This is a genomic window from Flammeovirgaceae bacterium, assembly GCA_015180985.1.
Classification (GTDB): domain Bacteria; phylum Bacteroidota; class Bacteroidia; order Cytophagales; family Cyclobacteriaceae; genus UBA2336.
In genome coordinates, this window is record CP054185.1 from 246,542 (window position 1) to 271,660 (window position 25,119).

Here is a 25,119-nt window from a genome sequence, read left to right on the forward strand (position 1 = left end):
TTTTTATCCGGCCAAAGTTATACGAATTGCCCTAATACCCATAGCCTTCCCGCAACCGCTTGTACGCCTAAACTACCGAAGTTAGAAAAGGAACCAGCCAATTTCGGAATTATGGCTAATTCAATTTTACATTTGTTACCAGCCAACCCAACCATGAGTACGCCCCGGAAAATTCAGACGCTTAAATTTTATTCTTCAGAAAAACTGGAAACCGTTAAAGGCTTTAAAGCAAGTGATGGGCAACGGTACGCCATCTCGAATTTCGGCCGGGTGGTAGCCTTTTGGAACACCCATGATAACGGGTACTTTATGAAACACAGCTACATTAAACAATACCCGGGTATTCAATTGCGCAAAAACGGAAAGAGTTACGGGTTTTTGGTGCACCGCCTGGTAGCTGAATACTTTTGCGAGCGGCCCAGTGCGGCCCATAAGTTTGTTATCCATCTTGACCATAAGAAAGAAAACAACTATTACCGTAACCTCAAGTGGGTTACGCGCGATGAAAAACACGCCCACATGGTGAAAGATCCGAACTACATTCAATCGAAGGCTGAGTATTCGGGTCGCGGACAAAAACTTACTACCGAGCGTGTGAAGCTCATTAAGCGCAAGTTGGCTGAAGGAAAAACAAGAATGAAAATCATTGCCAAGCAATTTGGCATTTCGGAGATGCAACTCTATCGGATTAAATCCGGAAAGAACTGGGGGCATGTGAAAGGGTAATCGGGTTGCGGGGTACGGGTTTCGGGTTTGTTCAGTACTTTTGAAACAAGTCTTAACCAACGTTTATGCTGCGATTTACTTTTCTTATCCTTATTGTGCTTATGGCCCTGCCGGCCCGGGCACAAGTGTTTGTTCAGGCCAAACCGGAAACGGTTGGTTTTTCAGCCGAACGACTTAAGCGGATTGATGCAATGGTGAACGACCTGGTTGCCAAACAAGGCATTCCAGGGGCAGTGGTGCTGCTGGTGCGCAACGGCAAAATTGTGTATCACCAGGCGTTTGGATATAGCGATACAGAAGCCAAAAAAGCGATGCAGAAAGACAACATCTTTCGCATTGCTTCACAGACCAAAGCCATTACCAGCCTGGCCGTAATGATGCTTTGGGAGGAGGGAAAGTTTTTGCTTGATGACCCCGTTTCGAAATACATTCCTGAATTTAAAAACCCCAAAGTGTTAAAAACATTCAATCCGGCCGACAGTAGTTTCGTATCGGAGCCAGCCAACAAAGAAATCACTATCCGGCAGTTGCTTACCCACACCTCGGGCATTGATTATGCAGCCATCGGCAGCAAAGAGTTTAAGGCCATTTATGCCAAAGCAGGTGTGCCAAGCGGCATCGGTAACGATAAAGAAGTGTTGGCTGACAAGATGAAAATTTTAGGTGGCCTTCCGTTAAAGCATGCGCCCGGAGAGCGGTTTACCTACGGATTAAACACCGATGTGCTGGGCTACCTGGTTGAAATCTGGTCGGGCATGCCGTTCGATGAATTTCTGCGAAAGCGCATTTTTGAGCCGCTGGGCATGAACGACACCTGGTTCTACCTGCCCGCTGAAAAACACGCCCGCCTGGTGCCGTTGTACAGCGGCCGCGATGGAAAACTTCAAAAAGCAACAACCAACATGTACGATAAAGTCAACCCTGACTACCCGAAACTGAAAGGGAGCTATTTTTCAGGAGGAGCCGGATTGTCATCAACCGTTGAAGACTATGCAAAATTTTTGCAGCTTTTTCTGAATTACGGTCAACTGAACGGAGTTCGGTTAATCAGCCGGAAAACCGTTGAGCTGATGCTGACCAACCAGGTTGCAGCCATCAACGCCTCACCGGTTGGTTTGGGTTTCGGTCTGGAAACAACTTCCAACGATCATTCTTCTGTTGTTTCGCTCGGAACATTTTCGTGGGCCGGAGCTTTTAATACCCATTACTGGGCTGACCCCAAGGAGAAACTGATCGGATTGATTTTCACCAATATTTATGAAACAGCACACTGGAGTATTGGCGAAAAGTTTAAAGTGCTTACCTATCAGGCCCTAGCTGATTAGTACATTGACAACTGAAACAACCAACCAAAAAAATCAAAAACTCTATTCCATTGCCCTGGCATTGGCAGTTTTTACCATTATCTACAACCTGGCCGAAGGAATTATTGCCACCTGGTTCGGCTATGAAGATGAAACGCTTACGCTCTTCGGCTTTGGGGTTGATAGTTTCATTGAAATGATTTCCGGCATCGGCATTATGCATATGGTGCTGCGCATCCGGCACCATCCAACAGCTAACCGTGATTCATTTGAACGCACCGCGTTGCGCATAACCGGAACAGCCTTCTACCTGCTGGCTGTTGGCCTGGTAGCAGGAGCGGCATGGGTAATTTACCTCGGCAAAAAACCGGAAACCACATTTTGGGGTGTTATTATTTCAATCATCAGTATTGCGGTTATGCTCGGCCTGATATACGGCAAACGGTACACCGGCCACCGGCTGAAGTCGGAAGCCATTTTAGCCGATGCAAACTGTACACTGGTTTGTGTTTATATGTCGATAATTCTACTCTTATCGAGCGGCCTGTATGAACTCACCGGCCTGCCGTACATTGATGCAGCCGGTACCCTGGGACTGGCATGGTTTTCCTACAAAGAAGGAAAAGAGTGCTTTGAAAAAGCAGCCAGCAATAAGTACTGCGGTTGTGATCACCCGTAGCCTGTAAGATTGAACCCTTCAGATATCAGCTTTATTCAACTTCAGGTAGCTGAAATAGTTAAACAGAAACGTCCATACCAGGGCAATGGCTACAGCCGAAAGGCTTACATAATCCTGTATCTCCTGGAAGGCGTACCGTGCAAAGGGCAATGGCACCAGGTTCATGATGGATTCGAGCGGAAAAAAACGGATGGCCTCCGGAAAATAGTTGTCCAGGTTTTCTTTTATGATGAGTTCAATCAGGTAAGAATTCAGTAATAAAATAATGCTCAGACCTGATCGCTGCACAAAAACACCAAGCATAAGTGCAAACGAAAGAAAGGCAAAAACCTCGAGGAAGTAAGCCGGAAAAAATTCAATCCCCCGAAACATGTAGTCGATATTGTAGGATGGCGAGTAAATAAGGCCGGTAACCAGTGCCACCAGAAAAACGAGCATCATGCTGAGTGCAGCCAACACCAGATTCGTTAAAATCTTTGAAATCAAAAAATCCTTCCTGCTCAGTCCGTCAATAATGTTTTGCCGGATGGTGCGGTACGAATATTCATTGGTGATGGAGATGACCACCATGATAGCAATCATTATCTTCAGCAGCCCGCTGCTCCAGGCCAGGTTTTGCCAAACATCCGGAAAATGATACAACGGAATGCGGTTAATATTAATCGATTGCCCGAATCCTTCAACCGTGCGGGCAAGCCATTTTAAAAACTCCATACCGCTGGCCGTGGCCATGAGCAACGTGAAAAAGTACAAGCCGCAGATAATCCAGAAGGTTCTGTAATTGAGCAGTTTTTTAAGATCTATCTTAAGCAGGTGCAGCATGTTGGTCAATTTGATTCCGATAGAATTTCAAGAAACTGTTTCTCGAGGCTCTTTCGTTTAGTTACCAGGTGAGACGCAACAACACCTTTTTCAAACAGAAACCGGTTAAGGTCTTTGCCGGTAAACCCCTCCCGCAGCGAAACATGGTAACTGCCGTTTTCCCTATTGATGGATGACGTTCCGGAGAAGTCGAGCAGCAGTTCATTCAGGGTTTCAACGTCAGCATTCACTTCAACCACTTCGGCACCGCTGCCAACCTCGCCAACCGGTCCGGTATAAATCATGTTTCCCTTTTTTAATACGGCAAAATGGGTGCACACTTTTTGCACTTCATCCAGCAGGTGACTGGCCAGGATGATAGTTTTACCCTGCGCAGCGATTTTGCGGATGATGTCGCGGATTTCTGCGATACCCATCGGATCAAGGCCGTTAGTCGGTTCGTCCAGAATCAACACGGTTGGATCGTTAAGCAATGCAGACGCAATAGCCAGGCGCTGCTTCATACCCAAAGAGTAGGTTTTATACTTATCGTCTTTCCGATCGGTAAGCTCAACCAGATCTAATACACGAGGAATATTTTCTGCAGCACATTCCTTGATCATCGCGTTTAGCTCCAGGTTCTTCTGTCCGCTCAGGTAAGGGTAGAAAATAGGATGCTCAAGTACCGCACCGATTCGCTTCCGGATTTGAGGTGTGGGCTCCTCGCCAAACCAGTAAAAACTTCCTGAAGTGGGGTTGGTTACGCCCATCAGCATACCCAGCGTAGTGGTTTTACCACTGCCGTTCGGGCCAAGCATGCCAAATACCTGTCCGGATTTTACTTCCAGATTCAGGTTATTGACGGCCCTGATCCGGCCAAAGTGTTTGGACAGGTTTTGGATGGAAAGAACCGTTGCCAAAGTTTAATGAAGATTAGTGATTGTTTTCTTTGTCGTCATCCTTGCGCTTTGCATTACGTTCAGAGAAGTTTTTAATTTTAGTGCCGATATCGGCACTCTCGTCAATAGCCTTATACAGGGTGGTTACCTGGTCAAGCGCAATACGGCCTACAATATCCAACACGTACAAATTTGCCGAATCATTTACGAGCACAACCATTCCCTGCGTTTTGCCTGATTTTTCTTTTAGAAGAACATCCAGGTTCCTTCCCTGGTAGCGGGTGGTCATTACTGCTTCAAAGGTTTCGGCTGCATAGTCTTGCTTTAAGCGCTGATAATCGGTTGGTTTAAATGCATCTTTTTTGTCAATCATCAGGAACTTCATTTTCTCGATGTCCTTAATTAATTCATCAAATTCCTTATTCTCAGACTGATTGATCATGCGGAGCGTATTTTGATAAAAGAACAATGAAAATGAATCATTAAATTTTTTCTGCAGATTTTCGGTGGCCTTGCTCTGGGCGGTTGCACCAAATGAAACAATTAGGAGGCAGCAATAAATAAGTTTTTTCATACACTGGTTTTTAAAACGAACAAAGCAACTGCCGGGTTTTGCAGTTGCTTTGTTATTATAACTTCTGCTAAATCAGCTCTTCTTCTTTTTTTCATCCACCTTCTCCAGTTTCTCCAGGCCTTCCACATTCATCTTACGGCCAATACGTGAGACTTGTTTCAGATCAATCTCGCCAAACAAACTCATCAGCATAAAATCCTGCCCGTTGCCCGAAAGCATTACCAGCTCGCTGATTTTGCCGGGGCTTTTTTCAAGGATGTAAAACTTCATATCCTTGTCCTTATCGCGAACGGCCATCAATTCCTCATACTTGTTTGCAGTGATAATTCCAAAGGCTTCTTTGTACAGGTTGCGCGCATCGCTGGTATTGTCCTTGCCGATAATGCGAAGCCCTTTAAGTTTACTGATGGCGTCCAGCACTTCTTTATCTTCCGGGGTTTCTGCCTCCATGTCAGTAAACAAACTGAACATTTTGCCTGAAATGGTTACCTGCGTGGTAAATGAATCATCGGTAGCGTACTTATTAAAAAACTTTGCTATTGCCTCACCCTGCGCATATACGCCCGTGCCCAGGGCTACCAGCGTTACCACTATAATTACCTTCTTCATAGTTTTAATTTTTGTTTTAGTTATAATTCTGCTTCTTTCTTTAATTGATTCTGAATTTTTTCCTGTGCTTCATTGAAAACGTTGATCTTTTTTGCCTGTTGCTCGGCCCTTACAAATCCACGCGAAATCATTTCAAGGGCTTTCTTTGTCTCTTCAAATGCCTTTTGCGGATCATCGTACGTATCAACCAAATCGGCATTTGCCGCAACGCCATCTGCCCGCTGCAATTCCTGGCGTACCAGAAAGACGGCCACCACCAATACGGCCACACCAGCGGCAATGCGGATCGAGTAGGTAAATAGCGTTTTGATTCCCGGTGTACCGCTTTTTCTGGTTTGCGTCATTCTGCCGATCACCAACTGGTCAAAATCATCATTCAGTGAATTAGTCTTTTGTTCATCAAAGTAACGGAAGAGACTGGCGGCAGGCGCCAGGTCTTCCGGAACATCGGTTTGCCTGAAGTACTCGCGGAGTTCTTTTTCTTCATCAAGCGAGGTCTGGCAGTCCCAATATTTTTTTAGCAGCTCATCTGCACGCTTAGAGTCCATACGCATTGATTTTCATCAGTTTTTCCCGAACAGCATTTCGCGCCCTGAACAGGTTTACTTTCACCTGGTTCATATCGAGCTCTAAAATATCGCAAATCTCGTTGTACGTGTAGCCTTCCACATCCCGTAGGTGAATAATCTGTCGTTGTTTTTCCGGCAAGCCTGCAATCAATTGATTTACATTCAGCATACTTTCATGAAGCTCTGCCCTTACATCCGGGGTAACATCCGGGTGTTGCATGGTAACACGTTCGTATGTGGAATGTATTTTCATTCGTTTTTGTACCCTTAGCTTATCCAGCGAAAGGTTTTTGGTTATTTGCATGCACCAGGCCTCCATATTCTCTATGTCGGCCAGTTGATCGCGTCCCTTCCATACCCGGATAAATACCTCCTGAATTACATCTTTAGCCTCGTCTTCATTACCCAGCATGCGCAGGGCAAACCGAAAAAGCTTGTTTTTAACAGGAAGAACTCGGTTTTGAAAAGCGTGCAAATCCATTCTTTCAAATCCATTAACCAGACGCCTGGCGGGTTTATTTGTTACAGCTTACTTCAAAAGTTTTTTTATACGGATATTAACGTGGACATCCATCATGTATCGGTAAAACCATGGAAAAACAGGATAAAATCATTGTACTCAAAACGTTTGGCGGTGCCATTGAGGCAAACATTGCCAAAACCAAGCTCGATGCCTACGGTATTCCCTGTTTTTTGAGCGAAGAAAACCTGGCCAACCTGTATCCCATTCAAAACCCACGGTTTAGTGTGCGGCTTCATATTTTTGAGAAAGATAAAACGCGGGCAACAGAAGTACTCAGCGAAGTTGTTCAGCAGCCGGATGAGGAGCCGATCCGATGTCCGCGTTGTAAATCAGCAAACATTGAAACCGGATACAGCCGAAAACCGGCTTCCATTATTCTTTCCCTGTTCTTCTCGCTATTCTTTGTATTGTTTCCGCCAAAAACAGTTTCGCGATGTAAAGATTGTGATCAGGAGTTTTAAGCAGGGCTAACCCGGATTTAAAACAAATGAATTGTTTTAAATTGCCACACTCAGTTATTCTGGAAATAAAAAGATGCCCCGAATTCACCTTGTTTTACCTGAAACGTTCAACTTTATATGCGAACTCCCGGTAAGGGTTTCCGATCTGAACTATGGCGGGCATGTGGGTAATGACTCCTTCCTTACTATCATGCAAGAGGCCCGTGTGTTGTATTACCGGCAACTGGGATTTCAAAGCGAGCTCAGCCTGGAGGGAACCATCGGCCAGATCATTACTGATGCGGCTGTGGTTTATAAGTCAGAGTCCTTCCTGGGTGATGTGCTCACCATCGAAATTGCTGCGACTGATTTTACTAAATACGGGTTTGACCTTATGTATCGCCTTCGGAATAAAGCCACCGGAAAAGATGTGGCATACGGAAAAACCGGTGTTGTTTGTTTTGATTATGCTGTTCGAAAAGTAACGCCCGTACCTGAACCAGTTAAAAGAAAACTTCAATTAAATTCTGAACATACTGAAAAAAGAGAATAAACCTTTTGGTATGATTCCAGATTATCGAAAAAAAGAATGTAAGAGGTTACAAAATTCTCTATGAAACTCTGCTGCTCCGCCAGTTTACCGGCAGGCTGGAGCCAATCGCTTAGTTCTTCACAAGGCTCACCACATTCTCCACATGCATCGTGTGAGGAAACATATCTACCGGCTGAACAGCAACAATGGAGTATTTATCAGCCATAATTTTTAAATCGCGGGCCTGTGTGGCCGGGTTGCAGCTTACATACACAATTCGCTTAGGCTCAGCCTTTAACAACATCTTGCAAACATCTTCGTGCATTCCTGCCCGGGGCGGATCGGTAATAACGACATCAGGCTTGCCGTGTATGTTCAGGAAATCTTCATTCAACAGGTTCTTAATGTCTCCGGAAAAAAAATCGGTGTTGGCTATGCTGTTTAACTTTGAATTGATTTTTGCATCGTCAATGGCAGCGGCCACATACTCCAGTCCGATAACTTTTTTTGCCTCCCCGGCTACATAGTTGGCAATGGTTCCGGTGCCGGTGTACAAATCATAAACAAGTTCGTTTCCCGTAAGGGCAGCCAGTTGCCAGGCAACATAATACAATTTCTCGGCCTGTTCAGAATTAGTTTGATAAAACGATTTTGGCCCGATACGAAATTGAAGTACCCCGCTGCCCTCCGGCCTCTTCATGGTCTCGGTAATATACGGATTACCCTTCCAGGTGTTAACCGTGAGTTCGTGAAAAGTATCGTTACGTTTGGTATTGATGACATATAACAGAGAAGTGGTTTGCGGAAAGCGATTGCTAACCTCGTTCATTAAAACAGATAGCCATTCCGGTTTATCGTAAGCAACTTGTACAATCACCATCACTTCACCGGTGGTAGCTGTGCGAATGGTAACGGTACGCAGGTAGCCGGTCTGCTTTCGCAAATCGAAGAAAGGAATTCCATTACCAATTGCTGCTTCCTTTATGGTTTTGCGAATTTCATTACTCGGTTCGGGCTGCAGGTAACAATGCTCCACATCAAACACGCGGTCAAAGCTTTTGGCCACATGGAAGCCTAATCCATCACGCCCTAATTCCCCCTCTCCGCTGGGGCGGGGGTTGGGGGGTGAGGTCAGCCACCGGTAATTCGTGGCACTGAAGTCCAGCCGGTTGCGGTAATACGTAGTTTTCGATGATGGAATAATGGGTTGAACTGTTGGAAAAGTCAGTCCGCCAATCCGCTCCAGGCTATCAACCACCTGTTGTTGCTTATACTGAAGCTGCGTTTCATAGTTCAAATGCTGCCACCGGCATCCTCCGCAAAAACCAAAGTGCGAACACACCGGCTCAACGCGGTTTGCGGAGGGAGTAATTACCCTGCTCAGCGTAGCTTCCAGAAAGTTGTTTTTGATTTTTGTGATGCGGGCTTCAACAACATCACCGGGTGCGGCACCTTCAATAAACACCACTTTCCCATCCAGGCGGGCTACGCATTTCCCTTCGGCTGCCATGCTTTCTACCCGTAATCCTTCCAGAATATCTCCTTTTTTCATCACCATGAAATGCAAATATGCGTGTTTTTCCGGCTGCACAGGTTTTCTTATCTTTCCCATCCGGGTATGAAGAAAATAGTACTGGTTGGCCTTTTCTGTGCGGTTGGAGTATTCACCCGCGCCTCGCACATTGTTGGTGGAGAGTTTGAACTGAAACACCTTACCGGCAACAACTACCGGGTTAACCTGATTCTTTATTTTGATAAAATCAACGGCTTAGTGGGCGCCAAAGACCTGAGCGTTATGGCCCGCATCTACCGGATACACGATAATGCCCGCATGACCGATGTGTTCTTACCGCTTACCACCGAAGAGGAGGTTTCCTATACCCAGCCGGAATGCTCAAATGGCGAAATCGAAACACTCAAATTAACCTACACCACCACCATTATTTTGCCCGACAACATGTACAATCACCCGCAGGGCTACTACCTGGTGTGGGAACGCTGCTGCCGCAACTATTCCATCACCAACATCATCAGTCAGGAGCCGCCCCAAAATGATCCGCTTTTTCCGAATGCAGCCGGCCAAACCTTTTACCTGGAGTTTCCCCCGGTTGTAAAAGATGGACAGCCTTTCATCAATTCAACGCCCCGCCTGTTCCCTCCGCTTAACGACTACGCCTGCCCGCGTAAACCTTACTACACCGACTTTGCCGGTACTGACGATGATGGCGATTCGCTGGTATACTCGCTGGTTACTCCGCTTAACACACACTCTGCGGTGGCCATACCTGCAGGCGGCCCGGGCACGCGCCCCTATCCGCTGGTGAAATGGCAAACCGGATTTTCATTGAACAACATTTTGCACGGAATGCCTGATTTGAAGATAAGCCCGGACGGTTTTTTAACCGTTACACCTACTGTACAAGGACTGTTCGTATTTGCCGTTAAATGCGAGGAATTCCGTGATGGCGTGAAAATCGGTGAAGTAAGGCGCGACTTCCAGATGCTGGTAGTAGAAGCATGCCCCGTAGCAGAACCGCCACAGATTGTAGGTAGAAAAAAAGGAACTACAACGTTTACTTCAGCTAACCAATCATTAAACGTGTCGTTTGCAAATACCGTAACCGATGCCGACCGCTGTGTACAGGTGCGCATATCCGATCCGGATTCAGAAAAAATTGATGATAACTTCCAGGAGAGAGTTTTTATCCGGGTATTTCCGCTCAATTTCAAAAAGAGCACACGGTACCTGAATGAATTGCTTCCTGTGGTAAGTAATGCCACGCTAATTAACGGCAGCACCGTTGATTTTGAAATCTGCTTTCCACAATGCCCTTACCTGCCCGATGGAAACTACCAGGTGGGTATTATTGCTTACGATGATGCCTGCAGTTTGCCTTTATCCGATACACTGGTGGTAAATGTGTTTGTTCAGCCGCCACCCAACAACAAGCCAACGTTCACCACGGCCAACGTTATCACCACGCTTAATGAAGGAGACCCGCCCCTGACCATACCCATTCATGCCGTTGATGCCGATGGCGACCAGTTGGATGTATTTGTAATTAATGATGGATTCATCCTCACTGATGTGGGCATGACACTCGGCCTCAGCACCTCCCCTGCCGGGCAGGTGAACGGCCAGTTAATCTGGGATACGCGATGTGATGTGTACGACTTTACACAAAAAACCAATTTCAATTTTAAAATCATTACCGATGACCGCGACCAATGCCTGTTTGCACACCCTGATACCATGTTGATTACCCTCAACATTATCCTGCCCGGCAACTTTGATCCGGTTATCAGTTCATCCTTGCAAACGGCAAACGAAAAGACCATTGAAGTTACCCGTAAGATTTACGAACCTTTGACGTTTACCGTAACCGGTACCGATGCCGATAACGATTTGCTGGTGCTGAGTATGTACGGCTTGAACTTTAGTACGACTGAATTCGGAGTCTCCTTTTCAGAAGTAACAAACCGGGGCATGGTCACTTCGGCATTCTCATGGTTTCCGGATTGCAGCACCATCGACCTGGATGTGAAAAATCAATTTGACTTCCGGTTTATTGTGGTGGATAATGCCAATAAGTGTCGCTTTTACAAAGCCGATACCCTGCACGTCATCGTGCACGTTGAGCCGCCCGACAACAATGCGCCTGAGTTATCGGTTGCCAGCACTAATCCGGAAATAACCATAACGGATAATTCGCTTACCGCTATTTTAGGAACTCCGATAACCCTTTCTTTGGCTGGCTTTGATGCCGACCTGGCGCCTGATAAAGACTTGTTGAAACTGGAACTGATTGGAAAAACCGGAGTTGTACAGCCCACGGGATTTGTATTTCAGAATGTCGAGGGCCCATCGCTTTTAACCGCTTCGTTCACCTGGGAGCCTGATTGCAGCATCTTTAAAAACCGCATTTACGAAAATAACTATGTGTTCACCTTTTTGCTAAGCGACAACCGTTGTTTTAATACTAAAACTGATACACTTGAACTGGCCATTACCATTAAAGATGTTGACGGCAGCGATATAAATTTTCTTCCGCCAAATTTCTTTTCACCTAACAACGATGGTGTAAACGACTTCTTTGCCATGATGGCCTGGGATGAGGCCGCCAACAATTTTGTAAACATCCTGCCCCTTGATAACTGCGTGGGCGAGTTTGTGAGTATCCGTATTTACAACCGGTGGGGCCGCCAGGTGTTTGAAAGTACCAACCGCGATTTTAAATGGTTTGGCGAGGGGTTGCCGAACGGAGTGTATTATTACCTGGTTAAGTACACCCACAAAGAATACCGTGGCTCCGTTACATTACGATTCTGAAGTCAGATTTTTATTGCTTTAACATTCGATTCGCGGACGTAAACTTCACGGTCCTGCCAAAGAACTTTAACCCACACATCCTCCCTGCCAAGCACTGTTACCCGATTGCCCTCGCCAATTACGGCAACCACCGAAGAACCAGCCGAAGGTCCAGACATCAGGTAAGCTGTGCCTTGTTTAATAATCGCCTTTTCTTTAAAGGGAAAATTCAGATGAATTAACAGCAGAGCAAAGCAAAAAGATTGTGCTGCCCAATGGGCCTTGCGATTGCGGTTACTGACAACCAGCAGCACCGTAAATACCACTGCTACAACAACCAATACCAACGTAACCAGGTATCCATGCTTACGCCAGGCCATTTCCAGTTTGTCTAAATCGGTTTGTTCATAACCCGTAAACCGGTTTGCTTCGGCTATCTCTTGAATTTTACGAATAGCCGCTTCATCAAATGTGTACTGATAATACAGATTCAGGTAATAAAGCGCGTTGGCTTTGTGCATAAGCCCTTCTTCAATAAAAGCCATCCGCAATAACATTGCCGTAGAGAATATTTTTTTGTCAACCAACTCCGTGTATACTTCAAGCGATTGGGTGTATTTCTTAATGTTAAACAATGAATCGGCCCGAGCCAGCTGTTGGGTTGGCGACTGACCCTGTACGCTATTGAGCGAAAGGAGAAGACCAAACACCGCGAGGGCAATTTTTAAAAAGGCTTTTTGCATAGTTGTGCCCTTGTGCTATTTTTGTGCCCTCAATAACGGAAAAGCCCCCAAATTAGGCAAGGAAGTTAATTTTTGAGGATCTTGTGGCTCAGCTGGTAGGGCCCTGACGCTTTCGGGTCAGGACTTAAATCAGCTAAGAAACTGCAAAAGGAATGATTTGACATAAATAATTGATCTCGTAGCTCAGCTGGTAGAGCATTACACTTTTAATGTAAGGGTCCTGGGTTCGAATCCCAGCGGGATCACGAAGAACAAAATGCAGAGGCTGCCTCAAAAAGGCAGCCTTTTGCTATTATGCGTGGATGAATAGTGTTTGACCCAACTTTTCATAAAATGTAACTAAAATCACAGGCCGGTTGCCGGTTAATCAGGAACTTTGCGCTTACCTTATAAAATTTAGCGATGCCATGAACCGACTTTTGGTAACCCTGTTCAGTTTAACCCTCCTTGTCGTTGCATCAAGTTGCCAGGGGCAATCCGGGGCACAGGTGCTTAATGTCAATGCGTTTGAAACGAAACTTAATGCTACACCGGAGAAGATTATTCTTGATGTACGCACCACCTCGGAATACAACCGGGGGCATTTAAAAAATGCAGTACTGGTTGACTATTACCAGCGCGATTTCAGTGCGCAACTCGGCAAACTGGATAAAACAAAACCTGTGTTTGTGTATTGCGCCAGCGGGGTACGCAGCAATTCGGCTGCCCGGGAACTTGTTAAGTTGGGATTTAAAGAAGTTTACGACCTGAGTGGCGGCCTGTCGGCTTGGGCACGGGCAGGCAAGCCAATTGAAAAATAACTTCTTTCCTTTTACTTACTTGCATATCTAAATTCTCATTTTGTTGATCGTTCAGGTATTCCTCATCGGGTTTGTATTCAGTTTTTTAGGCTCTATTCCCCCGGGCACACTAAACATGATGGTGTTGCAACTTGGGCTGGAGCGCAAAATTAATGTAGCCCTGCGCTTTGCTTTAGCCGTGGCTGTTGTGGAATATCCGTATGCCTGGATTGCCGTAGAGTTTGAGCATGTCATCACTTCTTCACCGGTAGTAGTCCACAACCTGCAACTATGGGGAGCAATCATTATGACTGTAATTGGAGCAATAAGTTTATGGACAGTACGGAAACCGTCAGCGATTTCAGTAAAACTTCAGCAAAGCGGTTTCAGGCGTGGTATTATACTAAGCATTCTTAATCCGCAGGCTATCCCGTTCTGGATTGCCCTTACCGCATATTTAAAATTGCAGGGCTGGATTGACATTAGTACAAACTGGCGATTGCACAGTTACATCCTCGGTACCTCGGTGGGTGCTTTCGCCTTGCTTGCATTGTTTACGTTTATGGCAAACCGCGTAGCCTCCTCCATTAACGACAACCGGTTAATACGGATGATTCCGGGGCTGGTGCTGCTCTTTCTTGGTGCAATTGGTTTTATGCGATATTTCTTTTTTTAGAAGCTACTTCTCTACCGGCTTACTTATGGTCATGGCCAGTTTTACTGCTTCATACGCATTAACCAAACCGCCTGTAATGCTCAAATCTTTAAACATCACTTCCTGGCCGCTGCCTGGTTTGGCTACCTTCAGGTTATCGAACTTGCGGGTAGATTGCCGTAAAATTTCGCGTACCTGTACAGCCGATAAATCCGGAAAATAAGCCATCAGTATAGCCGCTACCCCGGCTGTTGCCGGGCTGGCCATGCTGGTGCCATCGTTGTTCTTATACTGGCCTTCCGGAATGGTTGAATAAATCCGCACACCGGGCGAAAACAGGTCAACGGTTTTCTTTCCATAGTTCGAGAATGACCCCACAAATGAATTATCGGCTCCCCAGGCCGAGGCTCCGATTTCAACCCAGGTTTTACACTCCTTGCCGTCTTTGTAAAAGCGCGAAGGGTAATTAACTTCTTCATCTGAATTCTTTGCATCATTACCGGCTGCATGAACCAGCAGTACACCCTTCGATTCGGCATAACGAACGGCCTTATCCACCACTTCCTTCTGCGGTGAGTATGATTTACCAAAACTCATGTTGATTATATGCGCTCCGTTATCAACAGCATAGTAAATGGCATTGGCTACATCTTTATCACGCTCATCGCCATTGGGCACTGCACGCACCGACATAATTTTTACGTTATCAGCAATGCCTTTTATACCCAGGTTGTTGTTGCGGTTGGCCGCAATGATGCCCGCTACGTGTGTGCCGTGTTCAGCATCAGGGCCTTTAACATCGTTATTTCCGTAAGCACGCTCATAAGGATTACTATAGTCATCGCCTACAATCTCACGCGAATCAAAGTTTTCGTTGTATCCGTAGAGAGCCTGTACTTCGTAATAATGGACCGCGTCTTTCAATTCCTCCAGAAAACTTTCCGCATCGGCATCGGGACCCGCATTTTTATAAAGTACACTCATCGCATTTTTGGCAAACGCCTTAACCGGTGTAGTGGGTTTAATCGTATCTACCATTTCGGCTGTTAGCCGGTCAACCTTTAAAATCTTTTTTAGTGTATCATTGGCAAATGAAATGTTCTGGTAGAACGAGTTATACAGGTTGTATTGATTGGTTGCTTCTTTGGCGCGCTTTTCAAATTTGGTTTTAATGTCATTCCAATACGCGTACTCGGCTTGTTGCTTTTTACCTATTTTCTTCTCATCAATATTTTCAAACTTCGGCTTTAGCCGCACGTATTCGCGGGTAAGTTCATAGGTATCTTCATTAACGTTTCCGTTTTTTCCGCCTATAAAATTCCAGCCATATACATCATCCACGTAACCGTTCTTATCATCATCAATGCCGTTATTGGGTACTTCCTTGGTATTGACCCAGATTACATCTTTCAAATCCTCATGAAAGATATCCACCCCGGAGTCAATCACCGCCACAATTACCGTACGGGCCGGTTTGCCTTTAAGTAGCGTGTTATAAACCCGTTCGGCACTCACCCCCTGAAAGCGATCTGTTTCAGGATCGAGTAAAAACCAATCGTCAGGTACGGTTTTATGCTCATTTTCGGTAATGCTGGTTTGCGCTAATACACCAGTACTCTGCAACGTAGCAATCAATACCAGGGCAATCCACTTCAATTTCACTGTCATGCTGTATGGGATAAATTATTAAAAGGCTGCAAGTTACACTTTGAATCCGTTCTGCAAGCATGAAAGTTTACAGGCGGTAACCCGGCACAAAAGAACAAAATCGTGCCAAATATTACGTTGGTTAAAGGTACCCATACTAAACCGGAAACAATGGGTAAAGGTTGCTCAATTTTGAACCGGATTAACGAGGGAGGTATGGTATATATATTCTTTACAACACTTACGGCACTTTACAGCCTGATTTTCTACGGTGCTCATCAGGCAAAAAAAACACAGCGCATTACTGAATGCAAAGAATCCAGCCGGTAACCGCTGGTGTTTAGAAATCGCTTGCAATCAGTTCGGCCCACCGGGTGTACATGGCACCGGAAGGATGCAACTTATCGGCTGCAACCAGGTGGGGCTGTTCAAGGCCCTTTCGTGTTAAATCTGTAATGTAATAGTACCGGATGCCGTACCGCAGCGTTATCTCGCGGTTTGCCTGGTTAAAGGCATCAATGGCTTTTGAAATTTCTTCCTTCTTCGGTTCACCAAAGGGAGTAAATCCATAATCCGGAATTGACACCACAAACACGCGTTCTTTTCTGCCCCCGGCCAGCTCAATGGCTTTTTTAAGGAGTCCTTCAAACTCCGGTTTATAACTTTCAACCGATTTTCCCTGGTATTGATTATTAACTCCGATGAGCAGTGAAACCAAACCATAATCGTTACTTAAGCCGGCATTATCGACAGCATTTTTTAAATCATCGGTGCGCCAGCCGGTAGTAGCAATAATGCGTGACGCTTCAATTCTATAGCCTTTGGCATTGAGCAGCTTTACCAGTTGCACCGGCCACCGCTCATGCTCCGGCACACTTTCTCCGATTGTATAGGAATCACCCAGTGCCAGATAGCTGACTTGCTCGTTTTTATTAATGGGTTGTGTCATGGCGGTTAATGAAAAGATGGACATAATTACGAGACCGAATATTTTCATAATCCAATAAACTGATTTTTGATGAATTTCCAGTGCTGCATTCTCAGGTTTCCATGTACCCGGTTTTTATCAAAACACTATCGGGTATGCCGAGTTTTTCTTTTACTGCCATGCACTGCGCTTTTAACGCTGCAGCTGAAAACCGGTTAGTCCGGTCAAAGGCTTCAATTTCAATAAATTTCCGATTGTCAGGAAGGGTATCCAAATGAATTTTCAGGTTATCGAGCCTATAAATTTTTCTTGATTTTCTCACAAAACCTATCAGTTTGTTCTGGCTTCGTAATTGTTTAATTGCTTCGGATGAAGGATTTTCTTCGTAGCGAAATACAATTGTTTTTTCGGAACCAACCTCGTATTCGCGTCTGTAGTGTGCTATCCTATTTTCAATGGTGCCTTGCCTGAGTTTTAATTTTCCGTTATCAGTTTCAAAATAATAATCGGTTTGCTCATCATTGCCGATGTACATGGCTCCCATGGAAATCAATACCTCCTCAACCGGAGCAAAGTTTGTTAGGGTAGCCTTAATGGTGAAGTCGGTGTACTCCAGCGGGCTATTGGGGTTTTCAGATGACACGACCCGAAGTTACCAAACTAAGGCTTTTGTGTTTACTATAACCCGATTTTAAAAATGGGCCCCTGTGGAATGCTCTTTGGTTAACAAAAAAAGTCATCCCATGTATAAAATGACTTTTAAATATTGTGCCGAAGGTGGGACTCGAACCCACATCCCGCCTGGGCGGGACGCCACACGCACTAACTGCAACCTTAAGCCCTTTGAAATAAAAAAGTCATCTCGTGCATAAGATGACTTTTGAATGATGTGCCGAAGGTGGGACTCGAACCCACACAGCTTTCGCCACACGCCCCTGAAACGTGCGTGTCTACCAGTTTCACCACTTCGGCAAAAAATTAATGAACAATGTAGTGCCCAGGACTGGATTCGAACCAGCACACCCTTTCGGGCGCTACCCCCTCAAAGTAGTGTGTCTACCAATTTCACCACCTGGGCAATTCGGGGCGACAAAAGTAATAACCTTTTCGGAATTTGTACAGTTCAGCGGCTGTGCCGGTATTTGATAACATTCACCGGCTCCAGCGTTATCAGGCCTTCTTTTACGTGTTCATCCAGAAAGGGAATCAGTTTATTGATATGCTCCTCGGTATCAACAATTTCAATCACAATGGGCAGGTCTTCCGAAAGGCGCAGTACCTTGGCCGTGTGGATACGGCTTTCAGCTCCAAAGCCCATAATGCCGCGAAACACGGTGGCCCCGGCCAGGTTCAGTTCGCGGGCTTTCAGCACAATGGCCTCATACAATGGCCTGTCATTAAGTTGATCCGACTCACCAATGTGGATCCGCAGCAGGATTCCGTTTTCAGGCAATTTCATAGCTTGGTTATCAGTTGTTGAACTTCCCGTGTGGCGCTAAATCCGGCAAAAGCCAGCAAAATACCTCCTACGTTATTCACCAGTATGTTGAGCAACGCAGTGCGTACCTCACCATCGCGTAACAGGCTTAGGGTTTCCAGCGAAAAGGTTGAGAATGTGGTAAATCCACCCAGTATACCTACAAACAGAAAAACGCGCAACGTGGGGCTCATCGTTGCCGATTCGAACAAGGCCCATAAAACGCCAATCAGAAATGAGCCCGCCAGGTTTACGGTTAACGTGCCCAGCGGGAACACCCCGCTGTATTTACCGTGCACCCACCCCGACACACTGTAACGAATAAGTGATCCGATGCCTCCGCCCAGTAAAACGAGTACAAATTTCATTGCCCGAAGTTACAATTTACCGGCAATATGTAATTTTGACCAACTTGCCGAAGTAGCTCAGCGGTAGAGCAACGGTTTCGTAAACCGTAGGTCGTGAGTTCAAATCTCATCTTCGGCTCTGGTATTAAATTAATGTATTGAAGGGAGTTGCAGGCTACCCGGTAACATTCGGACCCAACTCCTGCCCCATGCTTTCTAAAAAATGTAAATACGCCATCCACGCCCTGGTTCACATGGCCAGGAACCCGGAGGAAAAATTTCTGATCCGCGAAATCTCTTCTTCCTGCAACATCCCGAAAAAATTCCTGGAGAACATTCTGCTTGAACTGAAGCGGGCCGGAATTCTAGGAAGCCGGGCCGGCAAAGGAGGCGGTTACTTCCTCAGGCGATCAACCCGCGATGTAAACCTGGCCGAGGTAGTACGGCTGTTTGACGGGGCTATTGCTGCCGTACCCTGTGCCACGTATAAGTATTATGAATCCTGTACTGAATGCCGGGATGAAGAAACCTGCAGCATTCGCCATGCTTTCTTGCAGGTACGCAATGCCACGGTTGACATGCTGAAAAAAGATACGCTGGAGTTGCTGGTTAAACAGGAACAAAAACTTACCCGCAAAAGAAAAAGTTAAACCCTTTAAATCAACTGACCTTGATACCCCGACTGCTTACCACCGCCTTTATTATTGTTTTTATTCTTAACGGATGCGGCAAGAAAGAAAAATTTACCAAACCACAGATAAAACCCCTGGTAGAAGCTGTATACGCCTCCGGCAACATCGTTTCGGAAAACGAATACCAGGCATTTGCTCAGGTTGATGGCTATGTAGCCGATAAACACGTGCAAGACGGTGACCCGGTACGTAAAGGCGATGCTTTGTACACCATCCAGGCCGATCAGCAAACAGCCCGATACCGTATTGCACGCGAAAACTATGAACTCGCCCTGAAAAACTTCAGCGAGAACTCCCCGGTACTGGCCGAACTGAAAGCGGCTTTAACTACCGCCCGAACAAAAATGCTGTTTGACTCAACAAACTTTATACGCTACTCCAACCTGCTTAAGAACAATGCCACCTCAAGGGCCGAGTACGACCGCATGAAACTGGTATACGAAAATTCAAAAAACGATTTCCTGCTGGCCGAGAGCCGTTACAAACGAACTTATGACCAGTTGCAACTCGACCTGCGAAACGCAGAAAATCAGTTCCGCATAGCCCGCGATGAATCAGATCGCTATACAATCCGAAGCCAGGTAGATGGCCTGGTATTTAAAACGTTAAAGGAGAAAGGCGAACTGATCAAACGAAACGAGGTTGTGGCTGTATTGGGCAGCGCCAACTCATTTTACCTGCAACTTAACGTGGATGAACTGGACATTCAACGCATACAGGTAGGCCAGCCGGTAGTTGTAAAAATTGATGCCTACCCCGACCGGATTTTCAACGCTGTTGTCAGCAAAATATATCCGCTGGTTGATGTGCGGCAGCAGGCCTTTCGGGTAGATGCAACGCTTACCGAAAAACTGCCCGGTACCTTCTCCGGGCTTGCCTTGGAAGCCAACATCATCATCCGCCAAAACCCCACCGCGCTGGTTATTCCAAAAAATGCCCTCCTTCCGGGCGACTCCGTAATTATACGAAGTGAATCGGGTTACCGGAAAACAAAAATATCACGGGGCATAACCACGCTCGATGAAGTTGAAATACTGAGCGGTATTGATAGTCAGACGCAGGTAAAAATTAACTGAGTGCCACGCCATGACCCCTGTTGTTGAAATAGCCTGGACACACATCGTTTCAAAACCCAAGCAAACCATTGTTGCCATGCTGGGCGTTACGTTTGGCATCGGTATGTTCATCGCGTTGGTAAGTTTAATGACAGGCCTTAATCAGTTTACCGAAGATGTTACCATGACCTCATCACCCGACATTCACATTTACAATGACATTACCCGCGAACGAAAATCCATCGTGGATGAATTAAACCCGGCCGGCATTAACCTTGTGCATCACCAAAAACCCAAGGTAGAAACCACCAAACTCCGCAATGCCCTTCAGGTAGTCGAAATCATCCGAAAAGACCCCCGCGTTTCCGGTGTGGCCCCAACCCTCTCCTCGCAGGTATTCTACAACTTCGGGCCGATACAACTAAACGGCCAGATATTGGGTGTTGACATATTGGAAGAAGACAAACTTTTCGACATCCGCTCGCGGCTAAAATCCGGACGGCTGGAAGATTTGAAATCCAACCCGGATGGCATCCTGGTGGGTACCGGCCTGGCCCGAAAACTGAGTGCCGCCACAGGCGACCGCGTTGTGATTACCACACCACAAGGCTATACCATGACACTTAAAATAGTTGGCACTTTTCAAATGGGTATTGGTGCGGTGGATAATGTGCGCGCCTATGCCAACATAGCCACCGTGCAAACCATCTTGCAGCAGGACCAGACCTACATTACCGACATTAACATTAAATTACATGACCGACTTCAGGCAAAAAAAATTGCACCGGAATACGAGACCATGTTTCAATACAAGGCCGAAGACTGGGAAACGGCCAACGCTACTTTTTTAACCGGTGTTACCATCCGTAACATCATTACCTGGTCGGTATCGGTTACACTGCTTATTGTGGCCGGCTTCGGCATCTACAACATCCTGACCATGACGATCTACAACAAAATGAAAGACATCGCCATCCTCAAAGCAATGGGATTTGCCGGTACCGATGTACGCTTGATTTTTATGTTCCAATCGCTGGTCATCGGGTTTGCCGGAGGGCTGATGGGGCTCATCATTGGGTACATACTGTCGTGGCTGATTTCCAAAGCGCCTTTCGAAGGCGGTGATATTGTCAGCCTCGATCACTTTCCGGTAAACTTCGACCCCATGTACTATGTAATCGGGATTGCTTTTGGTGTGCTTACCACCGCTTTTGCCGGGTACACCCCCTCGCGAAAAGCTTCGCGGGTTGATCCGATTGAAATTATACGCGGCCAGTAATGTATGGAACCGGTACTACAAACCCGAAAGATCAGCAAGTATTTTTATGAACCTGAAAAATTCCAGGTATTAAAGCAGATTGATCTGACGGTAAACCGGGGCGAATTTATGTGCCTGATGGGGAAATCCGGGTGCGGTAAATCAACGCTGATGTATGTACTTTCTACCATGGACACCGACTACGAAGGTGAGCTGGAGATTGCCGGAGAGAACCTGAAGGGCAAAAGTCAGAATTACCTTTCGGCTTTTCGTAACAAACACATCGGTTTTATTTTTCAGTTTCATTACCTGCTGCCCGAGTTTACCGCTTTACAAAATGTGATGTTGCCCGCCATGAAACTCGGGCGGTATTCCAAAGCAGAAATTGAATCCCGTGCCTACGATAAACTGAAAATACTGGGAGTAGCCGATCAGGCCCTTAAAATTTCATCCAAACTTTCCGGTGGCCAGCAGCAACGCGTGGCCATTGCCCGCGCCCTGATTAACGACCCTGACATTATCATGGGCGATGAACCGACCGGTAATCTGGATTCCTATAACTCTAATGTGGTGTTTGATATTCTGCAGGAACTTACCCACACCTACCGGCAAACCATTATTGCCGTTACTCACGATGAGGATTTTGCCAACCGTTCCGATCGTGTTGTGGAGATGAGCGATGGCCGGATCATCCGGGGCGATAACGGAAGTGCCTGACCTCTTCACCTTGTGTAGTCAGATACTCGCCCATGCAATCGGCTGTTAAACACGAATGCACAGGCAAAATTCCAAGAACATCACCCTCTTTAATGGATTCAATTTCTTCTGCTGAACCACCGATGATGCCGTGTTCCTGCGAAAGCGATTTTACAAACAGGGTTGTCGGCTCAGCGAGCCACCCACTATCAGTAAGTCTTACAACTTTGCCAAACAGTACCCGGCCATTCTCAGCAACCGAATCTTTCGAAAAATGAATGCTGCCTCCGTAAATAACCACTTCATTGCGCTGCCTGTGTGTACTTACTACGGGGCAGGCCATGCAAACAGCCACATCATCAAGCGAGCAGGAGCCAATTAAAGATTGTGTAATGTCATAAAAAAACAAAATTTCCCGGTCGTATTTCATCGATACCCGTAAACTCTTCCATCACGCTGCACGATGGAGTATCGCCAACAGAAGCAAGAACATCGGGGTACTTGCTACGATAATACTCTTTTATCGCACGCATGACTTCGAGCGAACTGTTGTGGATTTTTTCAATTTCATGTCGGCCGCGGGCTTTGTAGCTATGGCCGGCATGGGTTAAGAAACCGAGAAAAGAAAAGGATGCCACATTTGTGATTTCCCGGAGTATGGCATCTATCAAAGTTTTATCCGTAGGATCAACTCCTGTACGGTGATAACCACTATCGACTTTAATAAATAACCCGATTGGTTGCGTAATACGTTCTTGCAACTTCCTGACTACGACCGGAGATTCCACCAACAGGTTGAGGTTGATTTTGCCGGCCAGTTTATTGATCAATTCATACTCATGAATATTTGCCGGAAAAGCCACGGTAATGTCATTCCATCCATCGGCAGCAAAATACTCGGCCATAGCAAGTGACGAAACTGTTATGGCTTCTGCACCAAAATCCCTGAACCATCTTCCGATTTCGTGCGCCTGGTGGGTTTTAAAATGCGGCCTGAAGCGCACACGGTGCCTCCGGGCTTTTTCGGCCATACGCGAAATGTTCCGTACGCATTTCTCCTTATCCAGAAGCAACGTAGGTTTTGTAACCGGTAACATCACAAGTAAAAGGGAGTGGAAACACCATTTTTCAGGCGTGGGTCGGCCACCGGGGTTTTACGCTCAAGCTGAAGCGGCACCACCCCCGCCCACACATCTAATGTATAATCTTCTTCATCATCAACGGGTGGACCGGTTCTGATTTTTGCCGAAACCTCTTCTATCGGGAAAGCCAGTACCATAGTCGCTTTCCACTCAGCCGTTGTGGGTTTGCGTACATCATCCCACCGGCCGGGTTGCATTTTGTTTGTAAACACTTCGAGTACGCGGTACAATTCAGCCTCATCGGTTATCCGTTCAGGTTTGCCGAACAATACCACCGACCGGTAATTCATGGAGTGATGAAAGGCCGACCGCGCCAGCACCAGGCCATCCAGGCAGGTTACATTGATGCAAACAGGTGTTTTCTTTTCAGCGAGTTCCCGCATGTAGGTACTTCCAACTGAACCGTGTATGTAGAGTTTATCATCAATCCGGCAGAAGCCGGTTGGAAGTTGAACGGGCCCACCGTTTAACACAAAGGCTACTGTACAATACAACGCTTCATCCAGTATAGCATAGATGATTTCTTTGTTGTACGAAGCGCGTTTAGCTAAACGCGTAATTGTTGTCCGCTCGGTTTTCTGAAATTCACTCATAAGTACCTGAAATTTTATCAGCGGGTATCTGCGCAATCAGCGGAAGGCATCATCCTACCGGGCTGTAATTGTATAGTTCCAGTTGTGTTTATCCGGTTCTATACCGTGGCGGATGTTGTATAATTTTTTCTTTACCTGCATTTGAAACGATTTTTCTGTGGCAGGCGGTAATTGAAAATCTTTTCCGTGAATGTTAATGGTTGCAATGGGCGCTACCACGGCTGCGGTTCCTGCACCAAATGCTTCGGTTAACGTTCCGCGCTCAAATCCTGCAATCAAATCATCCAGGCTTACTTTGCGCTCTTCGGCAACCATGCCCATTTCGTTGGCCAGGATAAGAATGCTGTCGCGGGTTACGCCATCCAGCAACGCGGTGGTGAGTTTGGGTGTTATCAGTTTTCCATCCAGCACAAACATCACGTTCATGGCTCCTGATTCATCAATGTACCTGTGTTCTTTCGCGTCTGTCCACAATACCTGGTCGTACCCCTGCTCACGGGCCAGTTGGGTAGGGTAGAAGGCGCCACCATAATTGCCGGCACATTTGGCGTAGCCGGTGCCACCTTCAGCGGCCCGCACATACGTTTCTTCTACTTTTACTTTGATGGGTTTATTAAAATAGGGTCCCACCGGGCTGGTCATCACCACAAATTTGTACTGATCGGATATTTTTACACCCAACCTCGACTCGGAAGCAAAAACTACCGGCCGGATGTAGAGGGCGCTGCCTTCGTCATCAGGTACCCATGCCCGATCAAGGTCCACCAGCGCATGCAGGCTCTGTACAAACATTTCTTCGCTGATGGCCGGCATGCACATCCGCTCAAGCGATTTGTTGAGACGCTGGTGGTGCTTGTAGATTCTGAAAATAGTGATGTTCCCATCGACTGTCCGAAATGCTTTCATGCCTTCGAACACAGCCTGGCCGTAGTGCAGCGCCAGGATGGCCGGTGTCATGGCCATTTCACCGTAAGGTTTGATTACGGGTGCATGCCAGGTTTTATTTCGGTACTCGGCTACCACCATGTGGTCGGAAATGTATTTTCCAAACTCCAGGTTTTTAAAATCAATTTCGCTGATCCGCGATTTGCCGATCCGCTCAACCGGTATGCTTTCGGTAATGGTCATGGCCTGAATTGTTT

Annotated in this window: 27 protein-coding genes, 4 tRNA genes and 1 pseudogene; 14 read left to right on the forward strand and 18 right to left on the reverse strand. The window is 46.3% G+C overall.

The genetic code is table 11. The features are described 5' to 3' along the window. The first annotated feature begins 153 nt into the window (after positions 1-153). The 3 genes from HRU69_01140 to HRU69_01150 all read left to right on the forward strand — a co-directional run bounded on the left by HRU69_01140 (position 154) and on the right by HRU69_01150 (position 2,709). On the forward strand, positions 154-726 hold the full coding sequence (locus HRU69_01140) for a helix-turn-helix domain-containing protein (protein QOI96165.1): 573 nt from the start codon (positions 154-156) through the stop codon (positions 724-726). A gap of 65 nt (positions 727-791) precedes the next feature. Beyond that, positions 792-2,051: a beta-lactamase family protein gene (locus HRU69_01145; GenBank protein ID QOI96166.1), complete on the forward strand. Its 1,260-nt coding sequence runs from the start codon at positions 792-794 to the stop codon at positions 2,049-2,051. A 4-nt stretch (positions 2,052-2,055) separates the two neighbouring features. Then, entirely contained in the window at positions 2,056-2,709 is a 654-nt protein-coding gene (locus HRU69_01150; protein QOI96167.1) for a cation transporter, read from the forward strand. A gap of 18 nt (positions 2,710-2,727) precedes the next feature. Here HRU69_01150 and HRU69_01155 read toward each other — a convergent pair whose 3' ends face one another. The 6 genes from HRU69_01155 to HRU69_01180 all read right to left on the reverse strand — a co-directional run bounded on the left by HRU69_01155 (position 2,728) and on the right by HRU69_01180 (position 6,642). Beyond that, positions 2,728-3,531 carry an ABC transporter permease subunit gene (locus HRU69_01155; protein ID QOI96168.1) on the reverse strand — a complete coding sequence of 268 codons (804 nt, stop codon included), beginning with the start codon at positions 3,529-3,531 and terminating at the stop codon, positions 2,728-2,730. 5 nt (positions 3,532-3,536) lie between these two features. Next, positions 3,537-4,430 (reverse strand): ATP-binding cassette domain-containing protein, encoded by an 894-nt coding sequence (locus tag HRU69_01160; protein ID QOI96169.1) that lies wholly within the window; start codon positions 4,428-4,430, stop codon positions 3,537-3,539. Between the two features lie 13 nt (positions 4,431-4,443). Then, positions 4,444-4,983, reverse strand: a complete 540-nt coding sequence (locus tag HRU69_01165) for a DUF4252 domain-containing protein (GenBank protein ID QOI96170.1) — start codon at positions 4,981-4,983, stop codon at positions 4,444-4,446. A gap of 72 nt (positions 4,984-5,055) precedes the next feature. Beyond that, the gene (locus HRU69_01170) at positions 5,056-5,592 is read right to left on the reverse strand and encodes a DUF4252 domain-containing protein (GenBank protein ID QOI96171.1); all 537 of its coding nucleotides are present in this window, start codon (positions 5,590-5,592) and stop codon (positions 5,056-5,058) included. Between the two features lie 20 nt (positions 5,593-5,612). After that, the gene (locus tag HRU69_01175; GenBank protein ID QOI96172.1) at positions 5,613-6,140 is read right to left on the reverse strand and encodes a hypothetical protein; all 528 of its coding nucleotides are present in this window, start codon (positions 6,138-6,140) and stop codon (positions 5,613-5,615) included. Further along, on the reverse strand, positions 6,130-6,642 hold the full coding sequence (locus HRU69_01180) for a sigma-70 family RNA polymerase sigma factor (GenBank protein QOI96173.1): 513 nt from the start codon (positions 6,640-6,642) through the stop codon (positions 6,130-6,132). Before HRU69_01180 ends, HRU69_01175 begins: the two co-directional genes overlap by 11 nt. Positions 6,643-6,752: 110 nt before the next feature. Here HRU69_01180 and HRU69_01185 point away from each other — a divergent pair, with 110 nt between their 5' ends. Both HRU69_01185 and HRU69_01190 read left to right on the forward strand, forming a co-directional pair. Further along, a complete protein-coding gene (locus tag HRU69_01185; GenBank protein ID QOI96174.1) occupies positions 6,753-7,145 on the forward strand; it encodes a DUF2007 domain-containing protein in 393 nt (130 codons plus the stop codon). A gap of 73 nt (positions 7,146-7,218) precedes the next feature. Then, positions 7,219-7,677 (forward strand): thioesterase family protein, encoded by a 459-nt coding sequence (locus HRU69_01190; GenBank protein QOI96175.1) that lies wholly within the window; start codon positions 7,219-7,221, stop codon positions 7,675-7,677. 109 nt (positions 7,678-7,786) lie between these two features. Here HRU69_01190 and rlmD read toward each other — a convergent pair whose 3' ends face one another. Continuing rightward, positions 7,787-9,214 carry a 23S rRNA (uracil(1939)-C(5))-methyltransferase RlmD gene (gene rlmD / locus HRU69_01195; protein ID QOI98792.1) on the reverse strand — a complete coding sequence of 476 codons (1,428 nt, stop codon included), beginning with the start codon at positions 9,212-9,214 and terminating at the stop codon, positions 7,787-7,789. 60 nt (positions 9,215-9,274) lie between these two features. On the opposite strand from rlmD, the gene HRU69_01200 reads away from it, so the two are divergent. Further along, positions 9,275-11,986 carry a gliding motility-associated C-terminal domain-containing protein gene (locus HRU69_01200; protein ID QOI96176.1) on the forward strand — a complete coding sequence of 904 codons (2,712 nt, stop codon included), beginning with the start codon at positions 9,275-9,277 and terminating at the stop codon, positions 11,984-11,986. A 2-nt stretch (positions 11,987-11,988) separates the two neighbouring features. On the opposite strand, the gene HRU69_01205 is transcribed toward HRU69_01200, so the two are convergent. Continuing rightward, positions 11,989-12,708, reverse strand: a complete 720-nt coding sequence (locus HRU69_01205; GenBank protein ID QOI96177.1) for an SH3 domain-containing protein — start codon at positions 12,706-12,708, stop codon at positions 11,989-11,991. Between the two features lie 172 nt (positions 12,709-12,880). On the opposite strand from HRU69_01205, the gene HRU69_01210 reads away from it, so the two are divergent. The 3 genes from HRU69_01210 to HRU69_01220 all read left to right on the forward strand — a co-directional run bounded on the left by HRU69_01210 (position 12,881) and on the right by HRU69_01220 (position 14,163). After that, positions 12,881-12,953: transfer RNA gene (locus tag HRU69_01210), tRNA-Lys, on the forward strand. Between the two features lie 162 nt (positions 12,954-13,115). Beyond that, complete coding sequence (locus HRU69_01215) at positions 13,116-13,508, forward strand: rhodanese-like domain-containing protein (GenBank protein QOI96178.1); 393 nt, start codon at positions 13,116-13,118, stop codon at positions 13,506-13,508. A gap of 43 nt (positions 13,509-13,551) precedes the next feature. After that, on the forward strand, positions 13,552-14,163 hold the full coding sequence (locus tag HRU69_01220; protein QOI96179.1) for a LysE family transporter: 612 nt from the start codon (positions 13,552-13,554) through the stop codon (positions 14,161-14,163). Positions 14,164-14,166: 3 nt separating this feature from the next. Here the strand turns inward: HRU69_01220 and HRU69_01225 are convergent, their stop codons facing one another. From HRU69_01225 to crcB, 7 genes are all read right to left on the reverse strand, one after another. Further along, positions 14,167-15,810, reverse strand: a complete 1,644-nt coding sequence (locus tag HRU69_01225; protein ID QOI96180.1) for a S8 family serine peptidase — start codon at positions 15,808-15,810, stop codon at positions 14,167-14,169. A 319-nt stretch (positions 15,811-16,129) separates the two neighbouring features. Continuing rightward, positions 16,130-16,786, reverse strand: a complete 657-nt coding sequence (locus tag HRU69_01230) for an SGNH/GDSL hydrolase family protein (protein ID QOI96181.1) — start codon at positions 16,784-16,786, stop codon at positions 16,130-16,132. A gap of 43 nt (positions 16,787-16,829) precedes the next feature. Further along, positions 16,830-17,360, reverse strand: coding sequence for a CYTH domain-containing protein (locus HRU69_01235; GenBank protein QOI96182.1), 531 nt, complete (start codon positions 17,358-17,360; stop codon positions 16,830-16,832). 247 nt (positions 17,361-17,607) lie between these two features. After that, positions 17,608-17,689: transfer RNA gene (locus HRU69_01240), tRNA-Leu, on the reverse strand. A 22-nt stretch (positions 17,690-17,711) separates the two neighbouring features. Further along, a tRNA-Leu gene (locus tag HRU69_01245) sits at positions 17,712-17,795 on the reverse strand. Positions 17,796-17,840: 45 nt separating this feature from the next. Beyond that, complete coding sequence (locus HRU69_01250; protein QOI96183.1) at positions 17,841-18,176, reverse strand: DUF190 domain-containing protein; 336 nt, start codon at positions 18,174-18,176, stop codon at positions 17,841-17,843. Then, positions 18,173-18,562, reverse strand: a complete 390-nt coding sequence (crcB, locus tag HRU69_01255; GenBank protein ID QOI96184.1) for a fluoride efflux transporter CrcB — start codon at positions 18,560-18,562, stop codon at positions 18,173-18,175. The genes HRU69_01250 and crcB overlap by 4 nt, the downstream gene beginning before the upstream one ends. A gap of 46 nt (positions 18,563-18,608) precedes the next feature. On the opposite strand from crcB, the gene HRU69_01260 reads away from it, so the two are divergent. The 5 genes from HRU69_01260 (at position 18,609) to HRU69_01280 (ending at position 22,263) form a co-directional block, all read left to right on the forward strand. Further along, a tRNA-Thr gene (locus HRU69_01260) sits at positions 18,609-18,680 on the forward strand. A 70-nt stretch (positions 18,681-18,750) separates the two neighbouring features. After that, entirely contained in the window at positions 18,751-19,191 is a 441-nt protein-coding gene (locus HRU69_01265) for an Rrf2 family transcriptional regulator (protein ID QOI98793.1), read from the forward strand. Between the two features lie 20 nt (positions 19,192-19,211). Further along, positions 19,212-20,309, forward strand: a complete 1,098-nt coding sequence (locus HRU69_01270) for an HlyD family efflux transporter periplasmic adaptor subunit (GenBank protein QOI96185.1) — start codon at positions 19,212-19,214, stop codon at positions 20,307-20,309. Between the two features lie 10 nt (positions 20,310-20,319). Further along, positions 20,320-21,567 (forward strand): ABC transporter permease, encoded by a 1,248-nt coding sequence (locus HRU69_01275; GenBank protein QOI96186.1) that lies wholly within the window; start codon positions 20,320-20,322, stop codon positions 21,565-21,567. 3 nt (positions 21,568-21,570) lie between these two features. Next, a complete protein-coding gene (locus HRU69_01280; GenBank protein QOI96187.1) occupies positions 21,571-22,263 on the forward strand; it encodes an ABC transporter ATP-binding protein in 693 nt (230 codons plus the stop codon). Here HRU69_01280 and HRU69_01285 read toward each other — a convergent pair. The 3 genes and pseudogenes from HRU69_01285 to HRU69_01295 all read right to left on the reverse strand — a co-directional run bounded on the left by HRU69_01285 (position 22,235) and on the right by HRU69_01295 (position 25,105). Then, a pseudogene (locus HRU69_01285) lies at positions 22,235-23,339 on the reverse strand (alanine racemase). The gene HRU69_01280 and the pseudogene HRU69_01285 sit on opposite strands and share 29 nt — an antisense overlap. After that, positions 23,339-23,977: a pyridoxamine 5'-phosphate oxidase family protein gene (locus tag HRU69_01290; GenBank protein ID QOI96188.1), complete on the reverse strand. Its 639-nt coding sequence runs from the start codon at positions 23,975-23,977 to the stop codon at positions 23,339-23,341. The pseudogene HRU69_01285 and the gene HRU69_01290 overlap by 1 nt, the downstream one beginning before the upstream one ends. Positions 23,978-24,031: 54 nt before the next feature. Next, entirely contained in the window at positions 24,032-25,105 is a 1,074-nt protein-coding gene (locus tag HRU69_01295) for a branched-chain amino acid aminotransferase (GenBank protein QOI96189.1), read from the reverse strand. Positions 25,106-25,119: the final 14 nt, after the last annotated feature.

Bases quoted from the DNA above. Each gene is read 5' to 3' on its own strand.
- HRU69_01205 (QOI96177.1), bottom strand. From the start codon at position 12,708: ATGCAAAAAGCCTTTTTAAAAATTGCCCTCGCGGTGTTTGGTCTTCTC.
- HRU69_01190 (QOI96175.1), top strand. From the start codon at position 7,219: ATGCCCCGAATTCACCTTGTTTTACCTGAAACGTTCAACTTTATATGC.
- HRU69_01295 (QOI96189.1), bottom strand. From the start codon at position 25,105: ATGACCATTACCGAAAGCATACCGGTTGAGCGGATCGGCAAATCGCGG.
- HRU69_01155 (QOI96168.1), bottom strand. From the start codon at position 3,531: ATGCTGCACCTGCTTAAGATAGATCTTAAAAAACTGCTCAATTACAGA.
- crcB (QOI96184.1), bottom strand. From the start codon at position 18,562: ATGAAATTTGTACTCGTTTTACTGGGCGGAGGCATCGGATCACTTATT.
- HRU69_01280 (QOI96187.1), top strand. From the start codon at position 21,571: ATGGAACCGGTACTACAAACCCGAAAGATCAGCAAGTATTTTTATGAA.
- HRU69_01200 (QOI96176.1), top strand. From the start codon at position 9,275: ATGAAGAAAATAGTACTGGTTGGCCTTTTCTGTGCGGTTGGAGTATTC.
- HRU69_01230 (QOI96181.1), bottom strand. From the start codon at position 16,786: ATGAAAATATTCGGTCTCGTAATTATGTCCATCTTTTCATTAACCGCC.
- HRU69_01290 (QOI96188.1), bottom strand. From the start codon at position 23,977: ATGAGTGAATTTCAGAAAACCGAGCGGACAACAATTACGCGTTTAGCT.
- HRU69_01185 (QOI96174.1), top strand. From the start codon at position 6,753: ATGGAAAAACAGGATAAAATCATTGTACTCAAAACGTTTGGCGGTGCC.
- HRU69_01265 (QOI98793.1), top strand. From the start codon at position 18,751: ATGCTTTCTAAAAAATGTAAATACGCCATCCACGCCCTGGTTCACATG.
- HRU69_01275 (QOI96186.1), top strand. From the start codon at position 20,320: ATGACCCCTGTTGTTGAAATAGCCTGGACACACATCGTTTCAAAACCC.
- HRU69_01250 (QOI96183.1), bottom strand. From the start codon at position 18,176: ATGAAATTGCCTGAAAACGGAATCCTGCTGCGGATCCACATTGGTGAG.
- HRU69_01140 (QOI96165.1), top strand. From the start codon at position 154: ATGAGTACGCCCCGGAAAATTCAGACGCTTAAATTTTATTCTTCAGAA.
- HRU69_01165 (QOI96170.1), bottom strand. From the start codon at position 4,983: ATGAAAAAACTTATTTATTGCTGCCTCCTAATTGTTTCATTTGGTGCA.
- rlmD (QOI98792.1), bottom strand. From the start codon at position 9,214: ATGGTGATGAAAAAAGGAGATATTCTGGAAGGATTACGGGTAGAAAGC.
- HRU69_01180 (QOI96173.1), bottom strand. From the start codon at position 6,642: ATGGATTTGCACGCTTTTCAAAACCGAGTTCTTCCTGTTAAAAACAAG.
- HRU69_01145 (QOI96166.1), top strand. From the start codon at position 792: ATGCTGCGATTTACTTTTCTTATCCTTATTGTGCTTATGGCCCTGCCG.
- HRU69_01175 (QOI96172.1), bottom strand. From the start codon at position 6,140: ATGGACTCTAAGCGTGCAGATGAGCTGCTAAAAAAATATTGGGACTGC.
- HRU69_01170 (QOI96171.1), bottom strand. From the start codon at position 5,592: ATGAAGAAGGTAATTATAGTGGTAACGCTGGTAGCCCTGGGCACGGGC.
- HRU69_01225 (QOI96180.1), bottom strand. From the start codon at position 15,810: ATGACAGTGAAATTGAAGTGGATTGCCCTGGTATTGATTGCTACGTTG.
- HRU69_01215 (QOI96178.1), top strand. From the start codon at position 13,116: ATGAACCGACTTTTGGTAACCCTGTTCAGTTTAACCCTCCTTGTCGTT.